The organism is Bartonella sp. Raccoon60 (assembly GCF_002022585.1).
GTDB lineage: Bacteria > Pseudomonadota > Alphaproteobacteria > Rhizobiales > Rhizobiaceae > Bartonella > Bartonella rochalimae.
Window position 1 is genome coordinate 60,585 of record NZ_CP019786.1, and the last position, 20,931, is coordinate 81,515.

The window sequence follows — 20,931 nt, forward strand, 5'->3', positions numbered from 1 at the left end:
AATTGAAAAACAAGATGGCTATTTCTTTCATTATTTTTCTCTTGTTGACTTTTAGTATCATTGGCTTTTGCATTTCTTATATGCGAGCGCGTTGCCTTGAACGTTCAGGATTTAAGATGCATTCTCGTGCACATTATTATGGTTGGTGGACATTTTTAATAACTATTATTCCAGCTCTGATTTTTTTAATTTTTTGGAATGTTGGTAGTTCTGCTTATTTGGAATATATTGTTTCACGAGAGTTGGAAGCTCATATGGTGTCTATGATAGAAACAGATAAGCATGGGCTTATCCGCGGGTTAATCAAAATGATGCCTCACTTTAAAGGAGCTCTTACCGCTACTTTATATGAGGATGTGAGAGCTCAATTGTTAGTGCAAGGATTTGTTTTACCCGTAACAGTGCCAGATTATATATTGAAAATTACAGAGTTATGGCATTTTTTTTATGATAAATTGCAATTTATTGGTCATATTTTGTTTTCTATTATTACATTTTTCTGTTTTATTTTTGGTATTATGCAAGTTTCTCCGCGCCAACGTGCCCGTAATAAAGTTGAGCGTTTGATTATTATTGGATTGGTTTGTGCATCTACAATTGCTATTTTAACAACGGTTGGTATTGTGGTTTCTATGTTTTTTCAAACAATGAATTTCTTTCAATCTGTGTCATTATCAAATTTCTTTTTGGGGACAGTATGGGATCCCCGTTTTTCAATGAATCATGCAGAAAATAGTGTGGGACAATTTGGTTTAATACCATTATTAGCTGGTACGCTTTATATTGCTTTTATTGCTATGCTTTTTGCTGTACCTGTTGGGTTATTTGCTGCTCTTTATATGGCTGAATATGCTTCAATTCGATTACGGTCGATTGTGAAACCATTAGTAGAAGTACTTGCTGGCATCCCAACTATTGTGTACGGTTTCTTTGCTTTGAAGATTGTTGGGCCTTTTTTGCACAATCTTTCACTGTCTCTTTCTGGTGGGGTTAGTTTTATTATGGCTCAAAGTGTTTTGACGGCTGGTATTGTTATGGGAATTATGTTGATTCCTTTTGTTTCATCTTTATCAGATGATATTATTACTGCTGTTCCACGTTTTTTACGTGAAGGTTCTTATGGTTTAGGAGCAACACAATCTGAAACAATTAAAAAAGTAGTTATACCAGCTGCTCTTCCTGGGATTATGGGAGCACTTCTGTTGACTGCATCACGTGCAATTGGAGAGACAATGATTGTGGTATTGGCAGCTGGTGTTGCTGCAAATTTTACTTTTAATCCATTTGAAGCGATGACAACAATGACGGTTAAAATTGTTAATCAATTAACGGGTGATTTTGAGTTTAATTCTCCACAGACACTTGTAGCTTTTGCTTTGGGAATGACACTTTTTATTCTGACTCTTTTAATGAATATTTTAGCTCTTTATATAGTACGTAGATATCAGGAACGATATGAATGAGTGAAGCTTTTTTTTCGCATCATCGTAATATTGACCTTAAAGGTCGTTATCGAGCTGAACGCCGTTTTCGTATTTATGGTTTAAGTGCTATCTTTATTAGTTTGTTTTTTTTGGCAATTCTTTTATGGTCTATTGTTAGTCAAGGTTATACAGCTTTTTTTCAAAGTGAGATGATTTTATCAGTTTATTTGGATGAAAAAGTGATTGACCCTAGTGGTCAGCGTGAGAGTAATCCAAAGATATTAGTAACTGCTAATTATCCACTTCTTGTACAGAATGCTTTGGCAACAAAACTTGGGGTCGATCTCGATGATCAGATATCTATGCGTAATGTTAACCGTATGTTTTCGCAGAGTGTTCGTGTTCAGTTGCGTGATATAGTGGTGAAAAATCCTCATTTAATTGGAACAACGCAAAAAGTTAAAGTTTTAGCTGCGTCAGATATTGATTCAGCATATAAGGGGCAGATTAATTTACATGTACCAGAAAAAAATCGTAAAATTTCTGATCAACAGATACAATGGATGAAATATTTAATTAATGACGGTACTCTTTATAAGACTTTCAACCGTCATTTTTTTACATTTGGTGCATCAAGTCGTCCTGAGGCTTCGGGTTTAGGTGTCGCGATGATTGGTTCTCTTTATATGATGATTATTGTTTTAGTAATTTCATTGCCAATAGGGATAGCGACAGCTCTTTATCTTGAAGAATATGCACGAAAAAATAAATTCACAGATTTTATTGAAATTAATATTAATAATCTTGCTGCTGTTCCTTCGATTGTTTTTGGTCTTCTAGGACTTGCTGTTTTTATCAATTTTATGGGGATGCCGCGTTCAGCATCATTTGTTGGAGGGCTTGTTTTGGCTCTTATGACATTACCAACAATTATTATTGCTACGCGTTCTGCTTTACGAGCTGTTCCATTCTCTATTCGTGCAGGAGCTTTAGGGTTGGGTGCATCGAAGACGCAAATGGTTTTTCATCATGTGATTCCTTTAGCAGCTCCTGGTATTCTGACAGGCACAATTATTGGTTTGGCTCAAGCACTGGGTGAGACAGCGCCTTTGCTTTTGATTGGGATGGTTGCTTTTGTTGTGGATATTCCCATTACGCCAATGGATCCAGCAACAGCTTTGCCTGTTCAAATTTTTATGTGGGCAAGTGAAGCAGAGCGTTCTTTTATGGAGAAGACATCAGGTGCTATTATTATATTAATGATTTTTCTCATTTTTATGAATATTGCAGCTGTTCTTTTACGCCGGCGGTTTGAACGACGTTGGTAATTTTTGAGAGAGTTGATGCATAACACTAAGGTTGAATCGAGTATGAAGATCAAAATGCGTGGTCAAGATGTTCGTGTTTTTTATGGAAAGAAAGAAGTTATTCACGGCATTACTCTTGATATTATCGAACATCAAGTCACTGCATTAATTGGGCCTTCAGGTTGTGGAAAATCGACTTTTTTACGATGTTTTAACCGTATGAATGATACAATTGAAGGCGCCAAAGTAACAGGTTTGATTACTTTAGATGAGGAGGATATTTATACCTCACGTATTGATGTTGTAGAATTACGTGCGCGTGTTGGAATGGTTTTTCAGAAACCTAATCCTTTTCCAAAATCTATTTTTGAGAATGTTGCTTATGGACCGCGTATTCACGGTTTAGCGAAATCTCGTGTTGAATTGCAGGAGATTGTTGAAAAAAGCTTGATACAAGCGGGATTATTCGAAGAAGTGAAAGATCGCCTTCATATGCCAGGAACAAGTTTATCAGGCGGACAACAACAACGTTTATGTATTGCACGTGCTATTGCTGTAAGTCCTGAAGTTATATTGATGGATGAGCCCTGTTCAGCTCTTGATCCAATTGCAACGGCACGTATTGAAGAGCTGATCGATGCGTTGAGACAAAGTTATACAATTGTGATTGTGACACACTCTATGCAGCAGGCGGCACGTGTTTCTCAATATACGGCTATGTTTCATGTAGGGCACTTGGTAGAAGTTGGCGCAACAGAAATGATGTTTACATCACCAAAAGAGCAACAGACGCAGGATTATATTACTGGACGTTTTGGGTAAGTGAATTGAAGGGTATAAGGGACTATCATGAGTCATATTGTTCATTCTTATGATATAGAATTAGAATATTTGGAATCCAAGATTTCAGAAATGGGTCGCCATGCTGAAAGAATGATTGAACGTTCTGTGGCATCAATTGTGTGTGATGATTCTGAGTTAGCAGCTTCAGTTATTGCCGATGATTTATTTTTAGATGAAGCAGAACGTGATCTTGATGAAAAAGCGATTACCATTATTTGTAAACGCCAACCAATGGCTGTTGATTTACGTGAAATTGTTGGAGCTATCCGGATTGCTTCTGATCTTGAACGAATTGGAGATATGGCAAAAAACATTGCAAAGCGGACAGTTGCTATTTCTGAAATCCGTCAACCTGCAGCTTTTTACCGTGGGCTTGAAACGATTACAGTTTTAGCGCGCAATCAGTTAAAGGAAGTCCTTGACGCTTATAAGAGTCGTTTATTGGATCGCATTGATGCAGTACGTGAAAGTGATGATAAAATTGATGCTTTATATACGTCTCTTTTTCGTGAACTTTTGACTTATATGATGGAAGATATGCGTAATATTACAGTTTGTACACACCTACTTTTGTGCGCAAAAAATATTGAACGGATTGGTGATCATGTGACTAATATTGCTGAAACACTTCATTATATTATTACAGGCAATCATATGACATTTGGTCGTCCCCGTGATGATATGACGTATAAAGTTGGAGTGAATGAGAAGAAAACAGATTAGGTTTTTATTTTCAATGAACCAATTATTAAGGAGTGAGATAGGTTTTATTATTAACTGGCGTGCTCTATAAGATTTCTTAATCTGTTTTGAATTGCATTTGAGTTTGGTAAAACTTTTTATGTAAAAAGTTTTTTAAATGGTACTCAGGTGTGGTGTTTAGTGGTTATCAAATACTATAGTCAGTTATAGAGATATTAGTGTTTGAGGATTATTTTAAAAGCTTAAGATTAACACAATATTCATTGAATCATTTAGGCAATAAGAGATGTTTTGAATTAAGATTTTTTTATTGTTTTTTGTGTAGAAGCATTTTTTGACGATTAAATTATTAGATTATATATGTGAGCAATTAGCAATTAATTGTATATTTTTTTGATTTGTATTTAAAAATTCATTTGAATTTTAGATATTTGAAGACATAGGAATATATTGTATAAAATGAAAAAAAATCAGTGGTTTATTATTGTTCTTTGCGTTATATCATTCGTTATTGTAGGGTGCTCATCAAATCATGTGAAGCTTCAAAAAACGGACGATTATAAAAACACTAAATCAGTCGATTATCCATTAACAGAACGCCAATGTCTTATGCGTGCGATGTATTTTGAATCAAATCGTTCAAGTCGTGAAGGAATGATTGCTGTTGGAACGGTTGTTATGAACCGTGTGAATTCAAGTGCTTATCCAAAGACTATTTGTGGTGTTGTTGGCCAGCGCAAGCAATTTGCTCCCGGTGTTTTAACCCGCCCTATGCTTGAGAAGGCATCTGTTGCTCGTGTTAAAGAGGCTGCTGATGCTGTTTTACGTGGTGAGCGAGATAAGAAAAGTAAAAATGCTATGTTTTTCCACACTGCTGGTTTATCTTTTCCTTATAAGAATATGCATTATGTTCGTGTTGCGGGAGGTAACGCTTTTTATGAAAAACGTTCCCGTAATGGATCACTTCAAGTTCCGGTTAATGACCGTCCTTATGATGTTGCGTTTGCTTTTTCTCAAGAACGTTCTGATAATATGTCCAACTTTATAAACTCAAGTGTAGACAGTGGAGAAGTAAAAACAGAAGAAATACAGGAAGTACCTGTTTCAATAGAGATTGCGCAAGCAGATAAAAAGAGTTTTACACCTTTTGTTGTTGCACAGCTTGATAAAATTCCTATTCCTACATCTGCACCTCGTTATGGAGATGAGCTAAGAGAAAACACAACAATTGTGGCGTATGCTATGCCTTCACAACATCAATTAAATGCAGTTGTTGCAATGTTAGAAGAACGGTATAGAAGTCGGTAATTTTTTTCGCAGTTGAATAAGGATAAGGGTTATGCGTTTTGATCGTGATGAAATGATTTCTCCTGAAATGCTTGACCGCCTTGCAGAAGTTACAATAAAAGTAGGGCTCAATTTACAAGAAGGACAGGATCTTGTTTTGACAGCTTCAGTTACGGCTTTACCTTTGGTTCGACAGATAGCCCTTCATGCTTATAAGGCTGGTGCTGGTGTTATTACACCACTTTTTGGTGATGAGGCATTATCACTTATTCGGTTTGAAAATGCGCATTCTGCTAGTTTTGATCGTGCACCTTCTTGGCTTTATGAAGGAATGGCAAAAGCATTTGAAAATGGAGCTGCACGTTTGGCAATTGTTGGTGATAATCCATTGTTACTTTCCAACCAAGATTTGAATAAGGTTTCACGTTTGAATAAGGCCACTTCGATAGCTTATCAGCCAGCTCTGAACAAGATATCGAATTTTGCGATTAATTGGTCGATTATCGCTTATCCAACAGCGGGATGGGCTACGGCAATGTTTCCTGATTTACCTCTTGAGCAAGCAATTCAGAAATTAGCAGGAGCTATTTTTTCTGCTTCACGTGTGACACAGGATAATGCTGTAGATGCTTGGCATGCGCACAATGCCAATTTAAAGCAACGTTCATCTTGGCTTAATGATCAACGTTTTGCTGCTTTGCATTTTACCGGTCCAGGAACCGATTTAACAGTTGGTTTAGCTGATGAGCATGAATGGCATGGGGGTGCCTCGATTGCTCAAAATGGTGTTATCTGTAATCCTAATATTCCCACTGAAGAAGTATTTACAACTCCTCATGCTTATAGAGTTGATGGTTTTGTTCGTTCAACAAAGCCACTTTCCTATCAAGGAACGCTCATTGATAATATTGAAGTGCGTTTTGAAGCAGGCCGTATTGTCAATGCATCAGCTTCAAAGGGGCAAGAAGTTTTGCAAAAGGTTTTACAAAGTGATGAGGGTGCTAGTCGATTAGGTGAAGTCGCTCTTGTCCCGCATTCTTCACCTATTTCTAAGAGTGGTTTACTTTTTTATAATACATTGTTTGATGAAAATGCTGCGTGTCATATTGCTTTAGGGCAATGTTATTCTAAGTGTTTTTTAAATGGGGCAGCATTGACGCCGGAAGAGATTGCGATGCGTGGTGGGAATAAGAGTATTATTCATATTGATTGGATGATTGGATCAGATGAAATCAACATAGACGGTGTTATGCAGGATGGTACAAAAATTCCTGTATTTCGTCAGGGTGAGTGGGCTTAATTTGCACATGTGTAATCATTGGGGAGATAATGCCTGAACTTCCTGAAGTGGAAACGGTTCGCCGTGGGCTTGATCCGTTTTTAACTGGTGCAAAAATTATATCTGTTCAACTTAATCGTAAAAATTTGCGTTTTCCTTTTCCAGAAGCATTTTCTGAGCGATTAGTAGGCAGAACGATTATACAACTTAGTCGTCGCGCGAAATATTTATTATTTTCTCTTTCAAACAATGAAACGATTTTGAGTCATTTAGGTATGTCAGGATCGTGGCGTATAGAGGGTGAATTTTTAAGCAAGGAGCATTCTTCTATAAGCAAATTAGTTGAGCATGATCATTGCATTATAAATATTCGGGCAAAAGATGATAAAATTTATCGTCTCACTTATAATGATGTTCGCCGTTTTGGTTTTATGCTTTTAACAGATACAACAAAGCTTTATGAACATCCATTTTTAAGAAGGCTAGGGGTTGAGCCTATGAACAATACGCTTTCTGGTGCTTATTTAAAAAAAGCTTTTGCTAATAAAAAAACATCTCTGAAAACAGCTTTGCTTGATCAATCTATTGTTGCTGGCCTTGGGAATATTTATGTTTGTGAAGCACTTTGGCGTAGTCATTTATCACCACAGCGGAATGCATTTACATTGGCGTTAGAAGATGTACATACACTGGAATCTACAAATTTTCTTGCACAAAATATATGTAATGTGATTACTGAAGCAATTGCTTCTGGGGGGACTTCTTTACGTGATTATATGCATGCAGATAGTTCACTTGGATATTTTCAACACCATTTTTCGGTTTATGGACGTGAAGGAAAAGAATGTTTGAATTGTAGGGTACCTATTGTGCGTATTGTACAGTCAGGTCGTTCAAGCTTTTATTGTCCACAATGTCAAAAATGAAGAATGTGTCTTGCAAAATTTTATAACAAGCTTAAAGTCATATTTATAATTTTGCGAAGATTGAAAGGTTTTTTTATGCTTAATAAAGTGTTAGAGTATCTTGATAAGAATCTAGAAAAAAACCTTGAACATCTTTTTTCTCTTCTACGTTTTCAATCTATTTCTACAGATCCAGCATATAAAGATGAATGCCGTAAAACAGCTGATTGGTTGGTGGAAGATTTGAAAAGTATAGGTTTTACAGCTTCACGTCGCGATACACCTGGTCATCCAATGGTTGTTGGTCATCATCCAGGACCTTTTGATGATTGTTTGCATGTGTTATTTTATGGGCATTATGATGTACAACCAGTTGATCCATTGGATTTATGGGAAAATAATCCGTTTGAGCCTTCTTTAAAAGAACAAAATGGAAACAAGATCATCTGTGCTCGTGGTGCTTCAGATGATAAAGGCCAGCTCATGACTTTTATTGAGGCATGTCGTGCTTTTAAAGAAAAAACAAAACAGCTTCCTGTAAAGGTTACCATTTTGTTGGAAGGTGAAGAAGAAAGTGGTTCACCTTCACTTATTCCTTTTTTAAAGGAAAATGCTGATGAATTGAAGGCTGATTGTGCATTAGTTTGTGACACCTCAATGTGGGATGCGAATACACCATCTATTTCTGTGGGTCTTCGAGGAATTTTAGGAGAAGAGGTTGTCGTTACGGCTGCTAATTGTGATCTGCACTCAGGTTATTTTGGAGGCGCAGCAGCTAATCCTATTCGCATTTTAGCTAAAATTTTGGCTGGGCTTCATGATGAAAATGGTAGAGTACAACTTCCTGGATTTTATGATGGTGTAGAAGAGACGTCTTTACAGATTTTACAATCATGGGATAAACTTGGTTGTAATGCTGAGACATTTCTTAGTCCTGTTGGTCTTTCTATCTCTACTGGAGAAAAGGGACGAAGTCTTTTAGAACAAGTATGGGCTCGTCCTACAGCAGAAATTAATGGCATGAGTGGGGGATATGAGGGTGAAGGATTTAAGACGGTGATTCCTTCTCAAGCGTCTGCAAAAGTTTCTTTTCGTTTAGTGCATAAGCAGAATCCAGAAAAGATACGCCAAGCTTTTCGTAATTATGTGCGCTCTCTTATTCCTGCAGATTGCACAGTTGCATTTAAAGAACACGGTGCTTCTCCGGCGGTTCAACTTCCTTATGATTCACCTTTTATTCAAGCGGCGCAAGATGCTTTATTTCAGGAATGGGAGACACCTGCTTTGTTAACTGCTATGGGAGGATCTATTCCGATTGTCGGGGATTTTCAATCAATTTTTAATATGGAAACTATTTTAGTTGGATTTGCATTAGCTGATGATCGGATTCATTCACCTAATGAGAAATATAATTTAAAATCATTTCATAAGGGGCAACGGTCTTGGGTACGCATTCTTGCAGCCCTAGCAAACAGGAGAATAAATGGCAGAAATTCGTGTTCATCAAGGTGATTTACCAAATTTGGATAATTATTGTGTTGATTCTATTGCAATTGATACTGAAACTTTAGGATTGCAACCACACCGTGATCGTTTATGTGTGGTTCAACTTTCTTCTGGAGATGGTACTGCTGATATTATACAGATTGCTAAAGGACAAAATAGCGCTCCTAATTTAGTTACGTTGCTTGAAGATAAAACAATTACGAAAATATTTCATTTTGGGCGTTTTGATCTTGCTATTTTAGCGCATACATTTGGTGTGATGCCCGATGCTGTTTTTTGCACGAAGCTTGCTTCAAAACTGACGCGTACTTATACTGATCGTCATGGCTTGAAGGAAATTTGTAGTGAATTATTGAATGTTAATATTTCTAAACAGCAACAATCATCAGATTGGGCAGCAGATGCTTTATCTCGTGCACAAATTGAATATGCTGCATCTGATGTTTTGTATTTACACCGTTTAAAGAGTATATTTGAAGAACGTTTAAAACGTGAAGAACGCGAAGATATTGCAAAAGCGTGTTTTCAATTTTTGCCTGTAAGAGCAAAGCTTGATCTTTTGGGATGGTCAGAAGTTGATATTTTTGCGCATGTTTGAACTTTAAAATTTATTTCTAAAATTGAAAAGAAATAGTTGATCTCGTTAGTACAGAATATTTGTACGTTGCAAATCTTTCTTTACTCATTTTCCTGTATCATTTTGAGGAATATCAATTACCAATTTTACAAAAAGTAAATAGATTATATTTTTATAAAATATAATGAAATAGTAGGTTACAAATGAATCTTTTATGAAGATGAGATTTCGTATTGTTGTTAGAATTATTTTTAGGAATATGATTAGTAAGTAAATGTACTACTCAGAAAAATGAATTTGGTAAGATATTTTTCAAATTAAATTGAACTTATCAAAACCTTATTAAACTGATTATAAGATAGATACAATAAAAATACCTTCTGGTTTTCTAAGGTTATCCTTCATTTTAAGAGTCAAGCGATAACATTGAGCGTACAGAATATCATTATTCAGATTTTATTTAAAATTCAAAATTTTCTTTATTAATGATTTTTGCATTGGAAGATCTCATAAATTTTAATGTGTTATGAGAATAAATTATAGGGAGGCTTTGTTAAAGACAAGGCTTTTGTTTTTTCTGTGTTTACACCATTTTTTCATAGATATGTGTGATGAAATAGTTTATAAAATACATTTTGTATTTTTAATATGGAGATAAGTTGTGAATATGAAGTATTTTATTACAGTTTCGAGTTTTACTATGATGACAGCTGCTACGGTTCAAGGATCTGATCTTAAAGAGGAGATACCGCTTATTTCTCCAACTTTTCGTGTTAGTGAATGGAATAAAGACCCTTTACTTTTAAAAGATTCTTTTGGTCGTGTTGTCTACAGCAAGTGGGAAAAAATGATAGAACCAGTACATGTGGCTTTTGCATCGAGTGGTTCAAAAAAGTCAAAATCTAAAAAAAAGAAAAAGCCAGAGACATCTAATCATAAAAACAAAAGACCTAATTTATTTAAGCACAGTCCATTCAGTTTTTAGTTGATAAGTATACAGTTTTTACGTGTGCTTTTTTATTAGGTTTATTAGGAGATATATTTTGTTATCACTTGTTGGAAAGGCTTAGTTTTATTTCTAGTCAGTGAGAAAAGTGGCTGACTAGAACGTGTTTTTGGTGACTGAATATAACTTAAGATGTGATTTAATTATATTCATGATATTGGTGACTTCATAATAATCAATATAACTGCGATATTTTGTAATTGCGTTTTTCATTATTTATAATAACCGTAAAATAAAACCGAAAATTATATCATATAATTGTGGTTTTTTTATGTTTGTATCATTTTTACTACAGATCTTTTGAAGGAAATGTGTAACTATGTGTATATGAACATTAGCTATGGAGCAAATTTATGAATAATATGAAATGTTTAATTACAACATCTGTTGTTGCTTTGATAACAGCTTCTGCAGTGCAAGCAGCAGATATTAGAGTTCCTCAAGAAATAGGAGAAACAATTGTTGTTGCTCCAGCTTTTTCTTGGACAGGTTTTTATTTAGGTGCCCAGATTGGTGGTTTTTCTAGTAAGACTTCTTTTAGTGGCCCTGCTGATGATGATTCTAAAAAGTGGCTTCCGCTTGATAAAAAATTGTCGCCTAAGCCTTCAGGTTTCATAGGTGGTTTCTATGCAGGTTCTAATGTTGATTTAGGGAACGGTCTGATTCTAGGTGTTGATACGGATGTTGTTTTTTCTGGGCAGAAAGACACAAAAAATGACAAAGTAACATCTGAATTGGATAAAGACAATAATAACAACAACGCACCTGCAGGCGCAAAAGATAATGGAAAGCCTGAAGCAGGGAAAGAACCAGAGAAAGAACCAGAGAAAGAAAAAGACGTTAAATTTACAAAATACGATCATACTTTAAAAGCGAAGTGGGCTGGTGCTACACGCATTCGTATTGGTTTTGCTGCTGATCGTATTATGCCTTATGTTGCTGGAGGTGTTGCTTATACACAGCTCCAAGACACCTTTACAACGTTAACTGGTATAAAGAAAGTTCCTGCGCAAAAAGCTGAGGGAACAGACAAAGAAACTTTTGGTAAGAGTAATACAGTTGATGAATCAAAAACAATGATTGGCTATACTCTTGCTGCTGGTGTTGATTTTGCAATGGCTGACAACGTATTGCTCCGTGCAGAGTATCGTTACTCAGATTTTGGTAAAAAGAAATTGCATAATGACAAATTTGAAGTTAATTATAAAGCCAATGATTTCCGCGTTGGTGTAGCTTACAAATTCTAATTTATAGGCAAAATTTAAACTATAAAGAGGCTCTATCTCTGATAGGGCCTTTATTTTTTGCGAAAAGTGTTATTTGAGTTACAGATATTTAAAATAAAATGTTTTATAAAGACCAGTCTGGATTATTTGGAATTATTGGATTATTTGGAATTATTGGATTATTTGGAATTATTGGATTATTTGGAATTATTGGATTATTTGGAATTATTGGATTATTTGGAATTAGGAGATATTATATGAATATAAAACGTTTACTGGTTGCATGTAGTTGGACTTTTATTCCGGTTTCTATGGTGCAAGCAGCTGATATTATGAGACCGCATCAGTCACAGAGCCATCAGCCGGTACCGGTGATTTCCTCTTCTAACAATTTTTCTTGGACGGGTTTTTATGTAGGCGCTCAGGTTGGTGGTCTTTCAGGTGAAGCTACCTTAAGTCCTATTCAAGATAGTGTGGAGGAGGATAGCGAAGGTCAAGGATTTTCTGAAATAAAATCACCCAAACTTTCAGGTTTTATAGGGGGGATTTATGCAGGTTCGAATGTTAGTTTGAGCAAAGACCTTATTTTAGGTATTGATACAGATATGGTATGGTCTGAAAAAAAAAATACGAAAGTATTTGATGTACAGGATATGAGCATAGATATGAGCATAAAAGAAAAGTGGGCTGGTGCTGTGCGGATGCGTGTTGGTTTTGCTGTGGATCGTGTGATGCCTTATGTTTCTGGTGGTGTTTCTTATGTGCAGCTTCAAAATGTTTTTACAGCGGAGGGATTAGCTGAAGCAGTAGTAAGAGAAAGAAGGAACACTTCACCTTCTGATTCTAAGCTAAAATTCTTAGATGAAACAAAGATTCTAGTTGGTTATAGTGTTGGTGGTGGTGTTGATGTTGCAATGACTGATAATGTTATTATGCGTGCGGAGTATCGTTATTCAGACTTTGGTAAAAAGAAATTTGCGAAGGATAATGTGGATCTTAGTTATAAAACCAATGACTTCCGTGTTGGTGTAGCTTATAAATTCTAATTTACTAGAAGATTGAACTATAAGTGAAATCTCTGCTTTACAGCAGAGATTTTTTTATTGTGTTATTTTTACTACAGATTTTTAAAATTAAAACGTTATATAAAACACACTCTGAAATTTATATGGAGATAGATCTGTGAATATTAAATCTTTTTTTATTACATTGGCTATTACTTCAACTTGTATTCCTGTAGTACAAGCATCAGGAAGTGTGTCTTTTCAAGAGTCATTGTCACCAGCTTCTTTTCAATCTTCGTGGACTGGATTTTATATTGGTGGTCAGATTAGTAGTTTTTCAAGTACGGTTTCTGCAAGCTCTTTGGATTTTGAGGTTCCTCTAATAGGTGGTGCACAGAGTTCTGGACGTAATAATAAATGGGCACCAGTTGATCCGAAATTTTTGCCTAAACCCCTGGGGATGAGAGGTGGTATTTATGCAGGATCCAACGTTGATCTTGGTAATAACCTTATTGTAGGTGTTGATACGGATATAATGTGGTCCGGAAAAGAAGATAGCAGAAATTTTATCATTGATGATAATGGTATTCCAACGTATCGATCAGGTAGAGCAGGCAGTGAAACAGGTGTTAACTCTGCACGACAACCTCAAATGGAAGAGAGAGCGATACTTAATCCTATCGGAGGTTTTAGAAATAAGCGTGTAATGTATTATTATATGGCTCAAGCAAAAAATAACGCACAAACAGGTATCGTTTTTAATCACTGTTTAAAAGAAAAATGGGCTGGTGCTACACGAGTACGTATTGGTTTTGCTGCTGATCGTATTATGCCTTATATTGCTGCTGGTGTTTCTTATACGGAGCTTCAAGATACTTTATCAGTATTGGTATCTAGAAGAAACGCTGAAGCAGATGAAGAAAAGAAAATGGTTGGTTACACCTTTGGTGGTGGTTTTGATATAGCAATCGCTAAGAGTTTTATTATGCGCACTGAATACCGTTATTCAGACTTTGGCAAAAAGAAATTTGCAAAAGGAGAAGTTGAGCTTAGTTATAAAACTAATGACTTCCGTGTTGGTGTAGCTTATAAATTCTAATTTATTGAGAAATTTATATTTTTATTGCGAAAAGATTCTGCTTATGCAGGGTCTTTTTTTTGAGAGTTATTTTTTGTTTTCTTTTTTAATAGTTTCATGATAAAATTTACAATATTATGTATTCTTGATCACTGCTGAATACGAATTATTAGTCCAGACTCCTTATAGAGTGGGTAGCTATAGTTTCAGGGTTCAGGGAAATGATACAAAACTAAAATAGTAAAAGTGGACAGGAATATTTCACAATGTCTGTGAAAAATGAAGTAATAGATTACTCAAAAACTCTTTATTTGCCCAAAACTGATTTTCCTATGCGTGCAGGGTTACCACAAAAAGAGCTTGAATTAATAAGACGATGGGAAGAGATAGATCTCTATACTCAATTGCGGCAACAAGCAAAAGATCGTCCATTTTACATTCTTCATGATGGTCCACCTTATGCAAATGGCAATATTCATATTGGACATGCTTTAAACAAAGTTTTAAAGGATGTTATTGTCCGTTCGTTTCAAATGCGGGGTTTTAATGCGAATTATGTTCCTGGTTGGGACTGTCACGGACTTCCAATTGAGTGGAAAATTGAGGAAAAGTATCGCGCGCAAGGGAAAAGTAAGGATGATGTTCTTCTTAGTGAATTTCGTCAGGAATGTCGCGATTTTGCACAGTCTTGGATAACAGTTCAAAGTGAAGAATTTAAGAGACTTGGTATTATAGGAAATTTTAAAAATCCTTATACAACAATGGCATTTCATTCAGAAGCACGTATTGCTAACGAATTAATAAAATTTGCTATGTCTGATCAACTTTATTGTGGTTCAAAACCTGTGATGTGGTCTGTTGTTGAGCGTACAGCTTTGGCTGAAGCAGAAATTGAATATCATGATCATGAATCTGATGTTATCTGGGTTAAATTTCCTATTTTGGAAACGTGTTTTCATGATTTATATGATACCTATGTTGTAATTTGGACAACGACGCCATGGACAATTCCTGGTAATCGTGCGGTTAGTTATTCTTCACAAATTTCTTATGGCGTTTATCTTGTTGAAAGTGCAGAAAATGATTTTGGACCTCAAGCTGGGGAAAAGCTTCTTTTTGCTGATGCTTTAGTTGAGAATTGTGCAGCAAAAGCGAAACTTATTTTAAAACGTTTGCGTTCTGTGTGTGCTGATGAACTTAAAACTCTTATTCTTTCTCATCCGCTTAAAGGTTTGGCTGGGGGATATAACCATAAGATTGCGATGCTTGATGGCTCCCATGTGACAGAGAGTGCTGGTACAGGTTTTGTCCATACAGCACCTAGCCATGGGCGTGAGGATTTTGAAATTTGGAATGCTTATAAGTCTGTATTGGAGCAAGCTGGTATTGACACTACTATACCTTTTCCCGTTGATGATGCAGGTTTTTATACGAAGGATGCTCCTGGTTTTGGACCAGATCGTAAGGAAGGGGCTATCCGCGTTATTGATGATAATGGAAAAATGGGGAGTGCTAATAAAGAAGTTATTAATGCTTTAATGAAAGCAGGACTATTATTTGCGCGTGGTCGCTTAAAACATTCTTATCCTCATAGTTGGCGTTCAAAAAAGCCAATTATTTTTCGGAATACGCCTCAATGGTTTATTGCAATGGATAAAGACCTTGGTGATGGTTCAACCTTACGCAGCCGAGCTTTGGAAGCTGTTATGACGACACGTTTTGTTCCACCTTCCGCCCAAAATCGTTTGGCTTCTATGATTACAGATCGTCCAGATTGGGTGCTTTCTCGTCAGCGTGCTTGGGGTGTTCCAATTTGTATTTTTGTTAATGAAGATGGGCTTATTCTTAAAGATGAGCGAGTGAATAAGCGTATTTTACAAGCTTTTGAAGCAGAAGGGGCAGATGCATGGTTTGCAGAAGGGGCTCGAGAGCGTTTTTTAAATGAACGTGCCCATGAGAGTTGGGTACAAGTGTATGATATTTTGGATGTTTGGTTTGATTCTGGAGCAAGTCATAGTTTTGTGCTAGAAGATCGTGCTGACTTGAAATGGCCTGCTGATGTTTATTTTGAGGGATCTGATCAGCATCGTGGATGGTTTCAGTCTTCTCTTTTAGAAAGTTGTGGGACACGAGCTTGTTCACCCTATAAAACTGTTGTTACACATGGTTTTACTTTGGATGAGAATGGCAAAAAAATGTCTAAGTCTTTGGGCAATACGATTATGCCACAAGATATCATTAAAACATCTGGTGCTGATATTTTTCGTCTTTGGGTGATGACAACTGACTATTGGGAAGATCAGCGTTTGGGTAAAAAGATTCTTCAAACAAATGTGGATTCATATCGCAAATTGCGAAATGCAATTCGTTGGATGCTTGGTATTTTAGTGTATGATGAAGGAGAAGAAATACCCTATTGTACACTACCGGATCTTGAAAAATTGATATTGCACCGACTTTATGAACTTGATCAGTTGATTAATCGATCTTATGATGAGTTTGATTTTAAGAAAATTATGCGTGCATTATTGGATTTTTCAATTGTTGAGTTATCTGCGTTTTATTTTGATATTCGTAAAGATACTCTTTATTGTGATCCCCCTTCATCAAAAAAGCGTAAAGCTTCTTTACAAGTTATTCGTGAGATTTTTGATCGAATGGTAACATGGCTTGCTCCAATGTTACCTTTTACAATGGAGGAAGCATGGTTAGAACGTTATCCAGAAAGTTGTTCGGTGCACTTACAACAGTTTCGCCCTATACTGACAGAATGGAAAAATGAACTTTTAGCAGAACGTTGGAAAAAAATCAGACAGGTTCGTAAAGTTGTAACAGGTGCTTTAGAGATTGAGCGAGTAAATAGACGGATTGGATCATCTTTAGAAACGGCGCCTATTGTTTTTATTTCTAACCCTGTTTTATTAGAATCTTTGAACAATTTAGATATGGCAGAGATTTGTATTACCAGTGCTTTAACAATCGTTCAAGATATACCTCCTGCGGATGCTTTTATTTTGAGTGATGTTGAAGGTGTCGGTGTCTGCTCGAATAAGGCGGTGGGTACTAAATGTGCTCGATCATGGCGTTATACACAAGATGTTGGGAGTGATCCAAATTATCCTGATGTTTCTGCTCGTGATGCAGCTGCTTTGCGAGAATTACAAGCACTTGGCAAAATTTAAGAGGTTTAGCATATATCAGTAGAAGATGCTTTGAATAGGGTCATTTGAAAGGGTAGTATTCAATAAATTTAACATCACTTAGATTCTATCATTGATGAAGAGGAAATTTATGTTAGAAATGAAATGCGTTGTTTTGTCTATGAATAGGCGATTTGTGTGTTGTTGGCAGTCTCCAAAGAGTCATAATAATGTCAGTGAACTGTGCGCTTAAGGAAGTGAGTGAGCAATGAATAGATATGCAATGAAAATATTTTTAGCAAGCACGCTGAGTGTATGTTGTATATTGACGGGGTGTAATTTGTCTGCTCCTACTTATGGTACAGATAAAACGGCTTCATTACAATTTTTTGATGATATAACTAATCTTGCTTCCTTAAGATCAAAAAATAAAAATAGTCAAATTGTGATGAAACAGCGTTCAAAACTTGTCTTCCCAGAACCTAATGCACATGTAGTTTTACCTCCACCTCAGATAGATAGTACGGAGATTAATTCTCATAATGAGATGGAGGTGTCAGGACAGTTTCAGAAGAATTTGCGAGGCGGAGTGGAGGCTAATAGAGTAAATTCTCATGGTAATTCTTCAGATAAAAAATTAGTAAGAAAAGATCGTACAAATCTTGATGATCCAGAGGGTATTGTACAGCTTAATGAGAAACAACAACGTGAGGAATATTTGCGTCGGCGGAAGGAGGCTGCTGGTGGGAGTGCAAATTATCGTCGGTATCTTAGTGAGCCGCCTTTAATTTATCGTCAACCAGCAGTAACCGCACCTGCAGGGCCAAAAAGGTAAAGAACAAGAAATAAAAAAATATGTGAAAAAGGAATATCCGTTTGCCAGTAGAAAGCAATAAGGGGTTAAAAAAGGGGGATGTCGTTTAAAGATTAGAGATTCAGGTTGAAATAAAGTTTATTTTTGATGTCGTTTTTGTATAAAAAAATCTTTAAGCAATTGAGAGGCTTCTTTTTCTTTAAAACCAGAATAAACATTAGGCCTATGGTGGCAGGTTGGTTGTTGGTAGAAACGCGGTCCGTGTTCAACAGCGCCACCTTTTGAATCGCTCGTTGCATAATACAGGTTTCTTATGCGTGCAAATGAAATGGCTGCGGCACACATTGCACATGGTTCGAGTGTTACATAAATATCGCATTCAGGAATTCTTTCACTTTTGAAAATTTGACAAGCTATACGAATAACACGCATTTCTGCGTGTCCTGTAGGATCGTGTGGGTTTTTTATGTAATTACCGGCACGTGCGATGATTGTTTGACCATGTGTGATAACTGCCCCTACGGGGATTTCATCTTGTTTTTTTGCTGATTGTGCTTCTAAAAGAGCTATTTCCATGGGAGTAAGTCTCATATTATTCTTCCATTGAAGTATAAGTAACCAAAAAGCTATATTAAAGAGGTCTACGAAGTGAGCAAGCTTTTTTATTATGTCTCATTTGGTAATGAAATGGTTTCATTACATCTTAAAAATGTTAAGAGCTGCTTTAAAAGTAAATGGGACCTTAGGGATATCAAAGGATAAAATATGATGACTGACTGCACTTCTCCTTCTGTTCAGAATAAACGACATAGTATGCGTGATAAATTTTCTATACAATTTGAAAAAAATAGAAATGAAAAGAGAGTGAGTGAAAAGAGTGAAAGTGAACGAATTGCTAAAAGGTTAGCGCGTGCTGGATTAGCATCACGCCGTGACGCAGAAATGATGATTGCTGCAGGTCGTATTGTTGTTAATGGTGCAGTTGTCACTACGCCTGCTTTTAATGTTACTCGCTCTGATGTTATTATGGTTGATGGTAAGCCTTTACCTCCTATAGAACGAACGAGGCTATGGCTTTATTACAAACCAATAGGATTTGTTACGACTAATCGTGATCCTCAAGGGAGACCAACAGTATTTGATAATTTGCCAAAAGGTATGCCTCGTGTTCTTTCTGTGGGGAGGCTTGATATTAATACAGAAGGACTTTTGCTTTTAACCAATGATGGTGGTTTAGCACGTGTATTAGAACTTCCTTTAACGGGATGGGTGCGCAAATATCGGGTTCGTGCTCATGGAAAAGTTAAACAGAGTGCACTTCAAGATTTAAAGAATGGTATTGCAGTTAATGGGATTTTTTATGGTTCAATTGAAGCTTCGATTGAACGTGAGCAGGGATCAAATGTATGGCTTTCTGTAGCTTTGCGTGAAGGAAAAAATCGTGAAATCAAGAATGTTTTGGGAGCTTTAGGATTATCTGTTAATCGCTTAATTCGGGTGTCTTATGGTCCGTTTCAGTTGTCTGATTTAAAAGAAGGTGCAGTTCGTGAATTAAAAGGTCGAATGTTGCGTGATCAATTAGGAGAGCGTTTGATTATGCAAGCTAATGCGGATTTTGATGCGCCTATTTTAAAGCCTTTTTCAAATTCTGCTGTTAGTGAAAAACAAAACATTACAAAACCTCCTGTGATTAAGGATAATTGGATTGTTTCTAGCAAAGAAAATCTATCGTATGGGAAAAAAAGCAGATTTTTAGGGCACAGTCAGGTACGATTGAGTAAAAAAATTGATGAAAAATTAAGGGGTAAAGAGCAAAACAAAGGTGGGAAGGAAGAGCGTGCTTTTTTACGTTCACGTTGTTCTAATGTCTGGATGGCTCCTGGTGCTTGTCCGAAGATTGTACGTAAAAAGTCCTCTTCTGATACAGATAATTATTATGATCGTAAAAGTAATTGGGTTGGTAAGAGATCTACTGATAGAGGGAAAGAAAAACGATCAGAAAGACAAGTAGAAAAAGCTAAATGCATTAATTTTTCTAAAAAACATAGCAAAACATCCTCTGTTGAATCACGTATTTTTAGCAAGAAAGATCAATTATTAAAAAAAGAGAGAAAGGTTATTCAAGACGATCGTGATGAACATTTTTTGAATAATAAGAGGAAATCTAGGCCATTTGATAAGGCCATGAAAAAATTTAAGAAATATAATAATGGTGCAAGAGTATCTCAGCGATCTGGAGGATAAAGTGCGGGTTATCGGTGGTAAGTTTTCGGGGCGTATTTTGGCAAAACCTCTTGGTCTATCCATTCGCCCAACAACTGATCGTACGCGTGAAAGTCTTTTTAATATTCTTACGAGTCGGGAAGAAAATTTTTGGGTAAATAGGCGTGTTCTTGATCTTTTCGCTGGCACTGGTGCTTTAGGAATTGAAGCGCTTTCACGTGGAGCAAAGACCGCTGTTTTTGTTGAAAATACAATAGAGGGGCGCAGTTTAATTCAAAAGAATATTGAAACTTTAGGGTTGCAAGGCGTTGGGCGAATTTTACGCCGTGATGCAACCAAACTTGGAAATATTGGGACAATGCTTCCATTTGATGTTATTTTTGCGGATCCTCCTTATGGTTTTTCGTTGGGTGAGAAGGCTTTTATTCAAGCTCTTAAAGGAGGATGGGCAAAAACTGAAACACTTTTTATTCTTGAAGAAGCAAAAGAAGCGATTATCAATTTGCCCGATCCATTTTATTTGGATGATGAGCGTTTTTATAGTGATACAGTAATACGGATCTATAGACTTCAACAGTAATGTATATTTGAGAAATTTTTTTTATAAAGT

At 36.2% G+C, this 20,931-nt stretch carries 18 protein-coding genes; 17 read left to right on the top strand and 1 reads right to left on the bottom strand.

The window, feature by feature from the left end:
- The first annotated feature begins 14 nt into the window (after positions 1-14).
- The 15 genes from pstC (at position 15) to Bra60_RS00340 (ending at position 18,119) form a co-directional block, all read left to right on the top strand.
- Positions 15-1,463, top strand: a complete 1,449-nt coding sequence (gene pstC / locus Bra60_RS00270) for a phosphate ABC transporter permease subunit PstC (protein WP_078688249.1) — start codon at positions 15-17, stop codon at positions 1,461-1,463.
- Complete coding sequence (gene pstA, locus Bra60_RS00275) at positions 1,460-2,752, top strand: phosphate ABC transporter permease PstA (RefSeq protein WP_078688250.1); 1,293 nt, start codon at positions 1,460-1,462, stop codon at positions 2,750-2,752. Before pstC ends, pstA begins: the two co-directional genes overlap by 4 nt.
- A 42-nt stretch (positions 2,753-2,794) precedes the next feature.
- Entirely contained in the window at positions 2,795-3,553 is a 759-nt protein-coding gene (gene pstB / locus Bra60_RS00280; RefSeq protein WP_035005638.1) for a phosphate ABC transporter ATP-binding protein PstB, read from the top strand.
- Positions 3,554-3,580: 27 nt separating this feature from the next.
- Positions 3,581-4,297 carry a phosphate signaling complex protein PhoU gene (gene phoU, locus Bra60_RS00285; RefSeq protein ID WP_078688251.1) on the top strand — a complete coding sequence of 239 codons (717 nt, stop codon included), beginning with the start codon at positions 3,581-3,583 and terminating at the stop codon, positions 4,295-4,297.
- 438 nt (positions 4,298-4,735) lie between these two features.
- Positions 4,736-5,584, top strand: a complete 849-nt coding sequence (locus Bra60_RS00290) for a cell wall hydrolase (protein WP_078697977.1) — start codon at positions 4,736-4,738, stop codon at positions 5,582-5,584.
- A 31-nt stretch (positions 5,585-5,615) separates the two neighbouring features.
- Positions 5,616-6,863, top strand: coding sequence for an aminopeptidase (locus Bra60_RS00295; protein WP_078697978.1), 1,248 nt, complete (start codon positions 5,616-5,618; stop codon positions 6,861-6,863).
- Positions 6,864-6,892: 29 nt separating this feature from the next.
- Positions 6,893-7,768, top strand: coding sequence for a bifunctional DNA-formamidopyrimidine glycosylase/DNA-(apurinic or apyrimidinic site) lyase (mutM, locus tag Bra60_RS00300; RefSeq protein ID WP_035005644.1), 876 nt, complete (start codon positions 6,893-6,895; stop codon positions 7,766-7,768).
- 75 nt (positions 7,769-7,843) lie between these two features.
- The gene (locus Bra60_RS00305) at positions 7,844-9,259 is read left to right on the top strand and encodes a dipeptidase (RefSeq protein WP_078689012.1); all 1,416 of its coding nucleotides are present in this window, start codon (positions 7,844-7,846) and stop codon (positions 9,257-9,259) included.
- Positions 9,231-9,851 (top strand): ribonuclease D, encoded by a 621-nt coding sequence (locus Bra60_RS00310; RefSeq protein ID WP_035005646.1) that lies wholly within the window; start codon positions 9,231-9,233, stop codon positions 9,849-9,851. Before Bra60_RS00305 ends, Bra60_RS00310 begins: the two co-directional genes overlap by 29 nt.
- Before the next feature lie 640 nt (positions 9,852-10,491).
- Positions 10,492-10,815 carry a hypothetical protein gene (locus Bra60_RS00315; RefSeq protein ID WP_153300864.1) on the top strand — a complete coding sequence of 108 codons (324 nt, stop codon included), beginning with the start codon at positions 10,492-10,494 and terminating at the stop codon, positions 10,813-10,815.
- A gap of 374 nt (positions 10,816-11,189) precedes the next feature.
- On the top strand, positions 11,190-12,083 hold the full coding sequence (locus tag Bra60_RS00320) for an outer membrane protein (RefSeq protein ID WP_078697979.1): 894 nt from the start codon (positions 11,190-11,192) through the stop codon (positions 12,081-12,083).
- A 236-nt stretch (positions 12,084-12,319) separates the two neighbouring features.
- Entirely contained in the window at positions 12,320-13,108 is a 789-nt protein-coding gene (locus Bra60_RS00325) for an outer membrane protein (RefSeq protein ID WP_078688256.1), read from the top strand.
- 136 nt (positions 13,109-13,244) lie between these two features.
- Positions 13,245-14,165: an outer membrane beta-barrel protein gene (locus Bra60_RS00330; protein WP_078697980.1), complete on the top strand. Its 921-nt coding sequence runs from the start codon at positions 13,245-13,247 to the stop codon at positions 14,163-14,165.
- Between the two features lie 245 nt (positions 14,166-14,410).
- Positions 14,411-17,326: an isoleucine--tRNA ligase gene (ileS, locus tag Bra60_RS00335; protein WP_078697981.1), complete on the top strand. Its 2,916-nt coding sequence runs from the start codon at positions 14,411-14,413 to the stop codon at positions 17,324-17,326.
- Between the two features lie 226 nt (positions 17,327-17,552).
- The gene (locus tag Bra60_RS00340; protein WP_078688259.1) at positions 17,553-18,119 is read left to right on the top strand and encodes a hypothetical protein; all 567 of its coding nucleotides are present in this window, start codon (positions 17,553-17,555) and stop codon (positions 18,117-18,119) included.
- Between the two features lie 117 nt (positions 18,120-18,236).
- Here Bra60_RS00340 and Bra60_RS00345 read toward each other — a convergent pair whose 3' ends face one another.
- Complete coding sequence (locus tag Bra60_RS00345) at positions 18,237-18,689, bottom strand: nucleoside deaminase (protein ID WP_078688260.1); 453 nt, start codon at positions 18,687-18,689, stop codon at positions 18,237-18,239.
- Between the two features lie 273 nt (positions 18,690-18,962).
- Between Bra60_RS00345 and Bra60_RS00350 the strand changes: the two genes are divergently transcribed.
- A complete protein-coding gene (locus Bra60_RS00350) occupies positions 18,963-20,342 on the top strand; it encodes a pseudouridine synthase (protein ID WP_078689013.1) in 1,380 nt (459 codons plus the stop codon).
- Between the two features lies 1 nt (position 20,343).
- Positions 20,344-20,901, top strand: a complete 558-nt coding sequence (gene rsmD, locus Bra60_RS00355) for a 16S rRNA (guanine(966)-N(2))-methyltransferase RsmD (RefSeq protein ID WP_035005657.1) — start codon at positions 20,344-20,346, stop codon at positions 20,899-20,901.
- Positions 20,902-20,931: the final 30 nt, after the last annotated feature.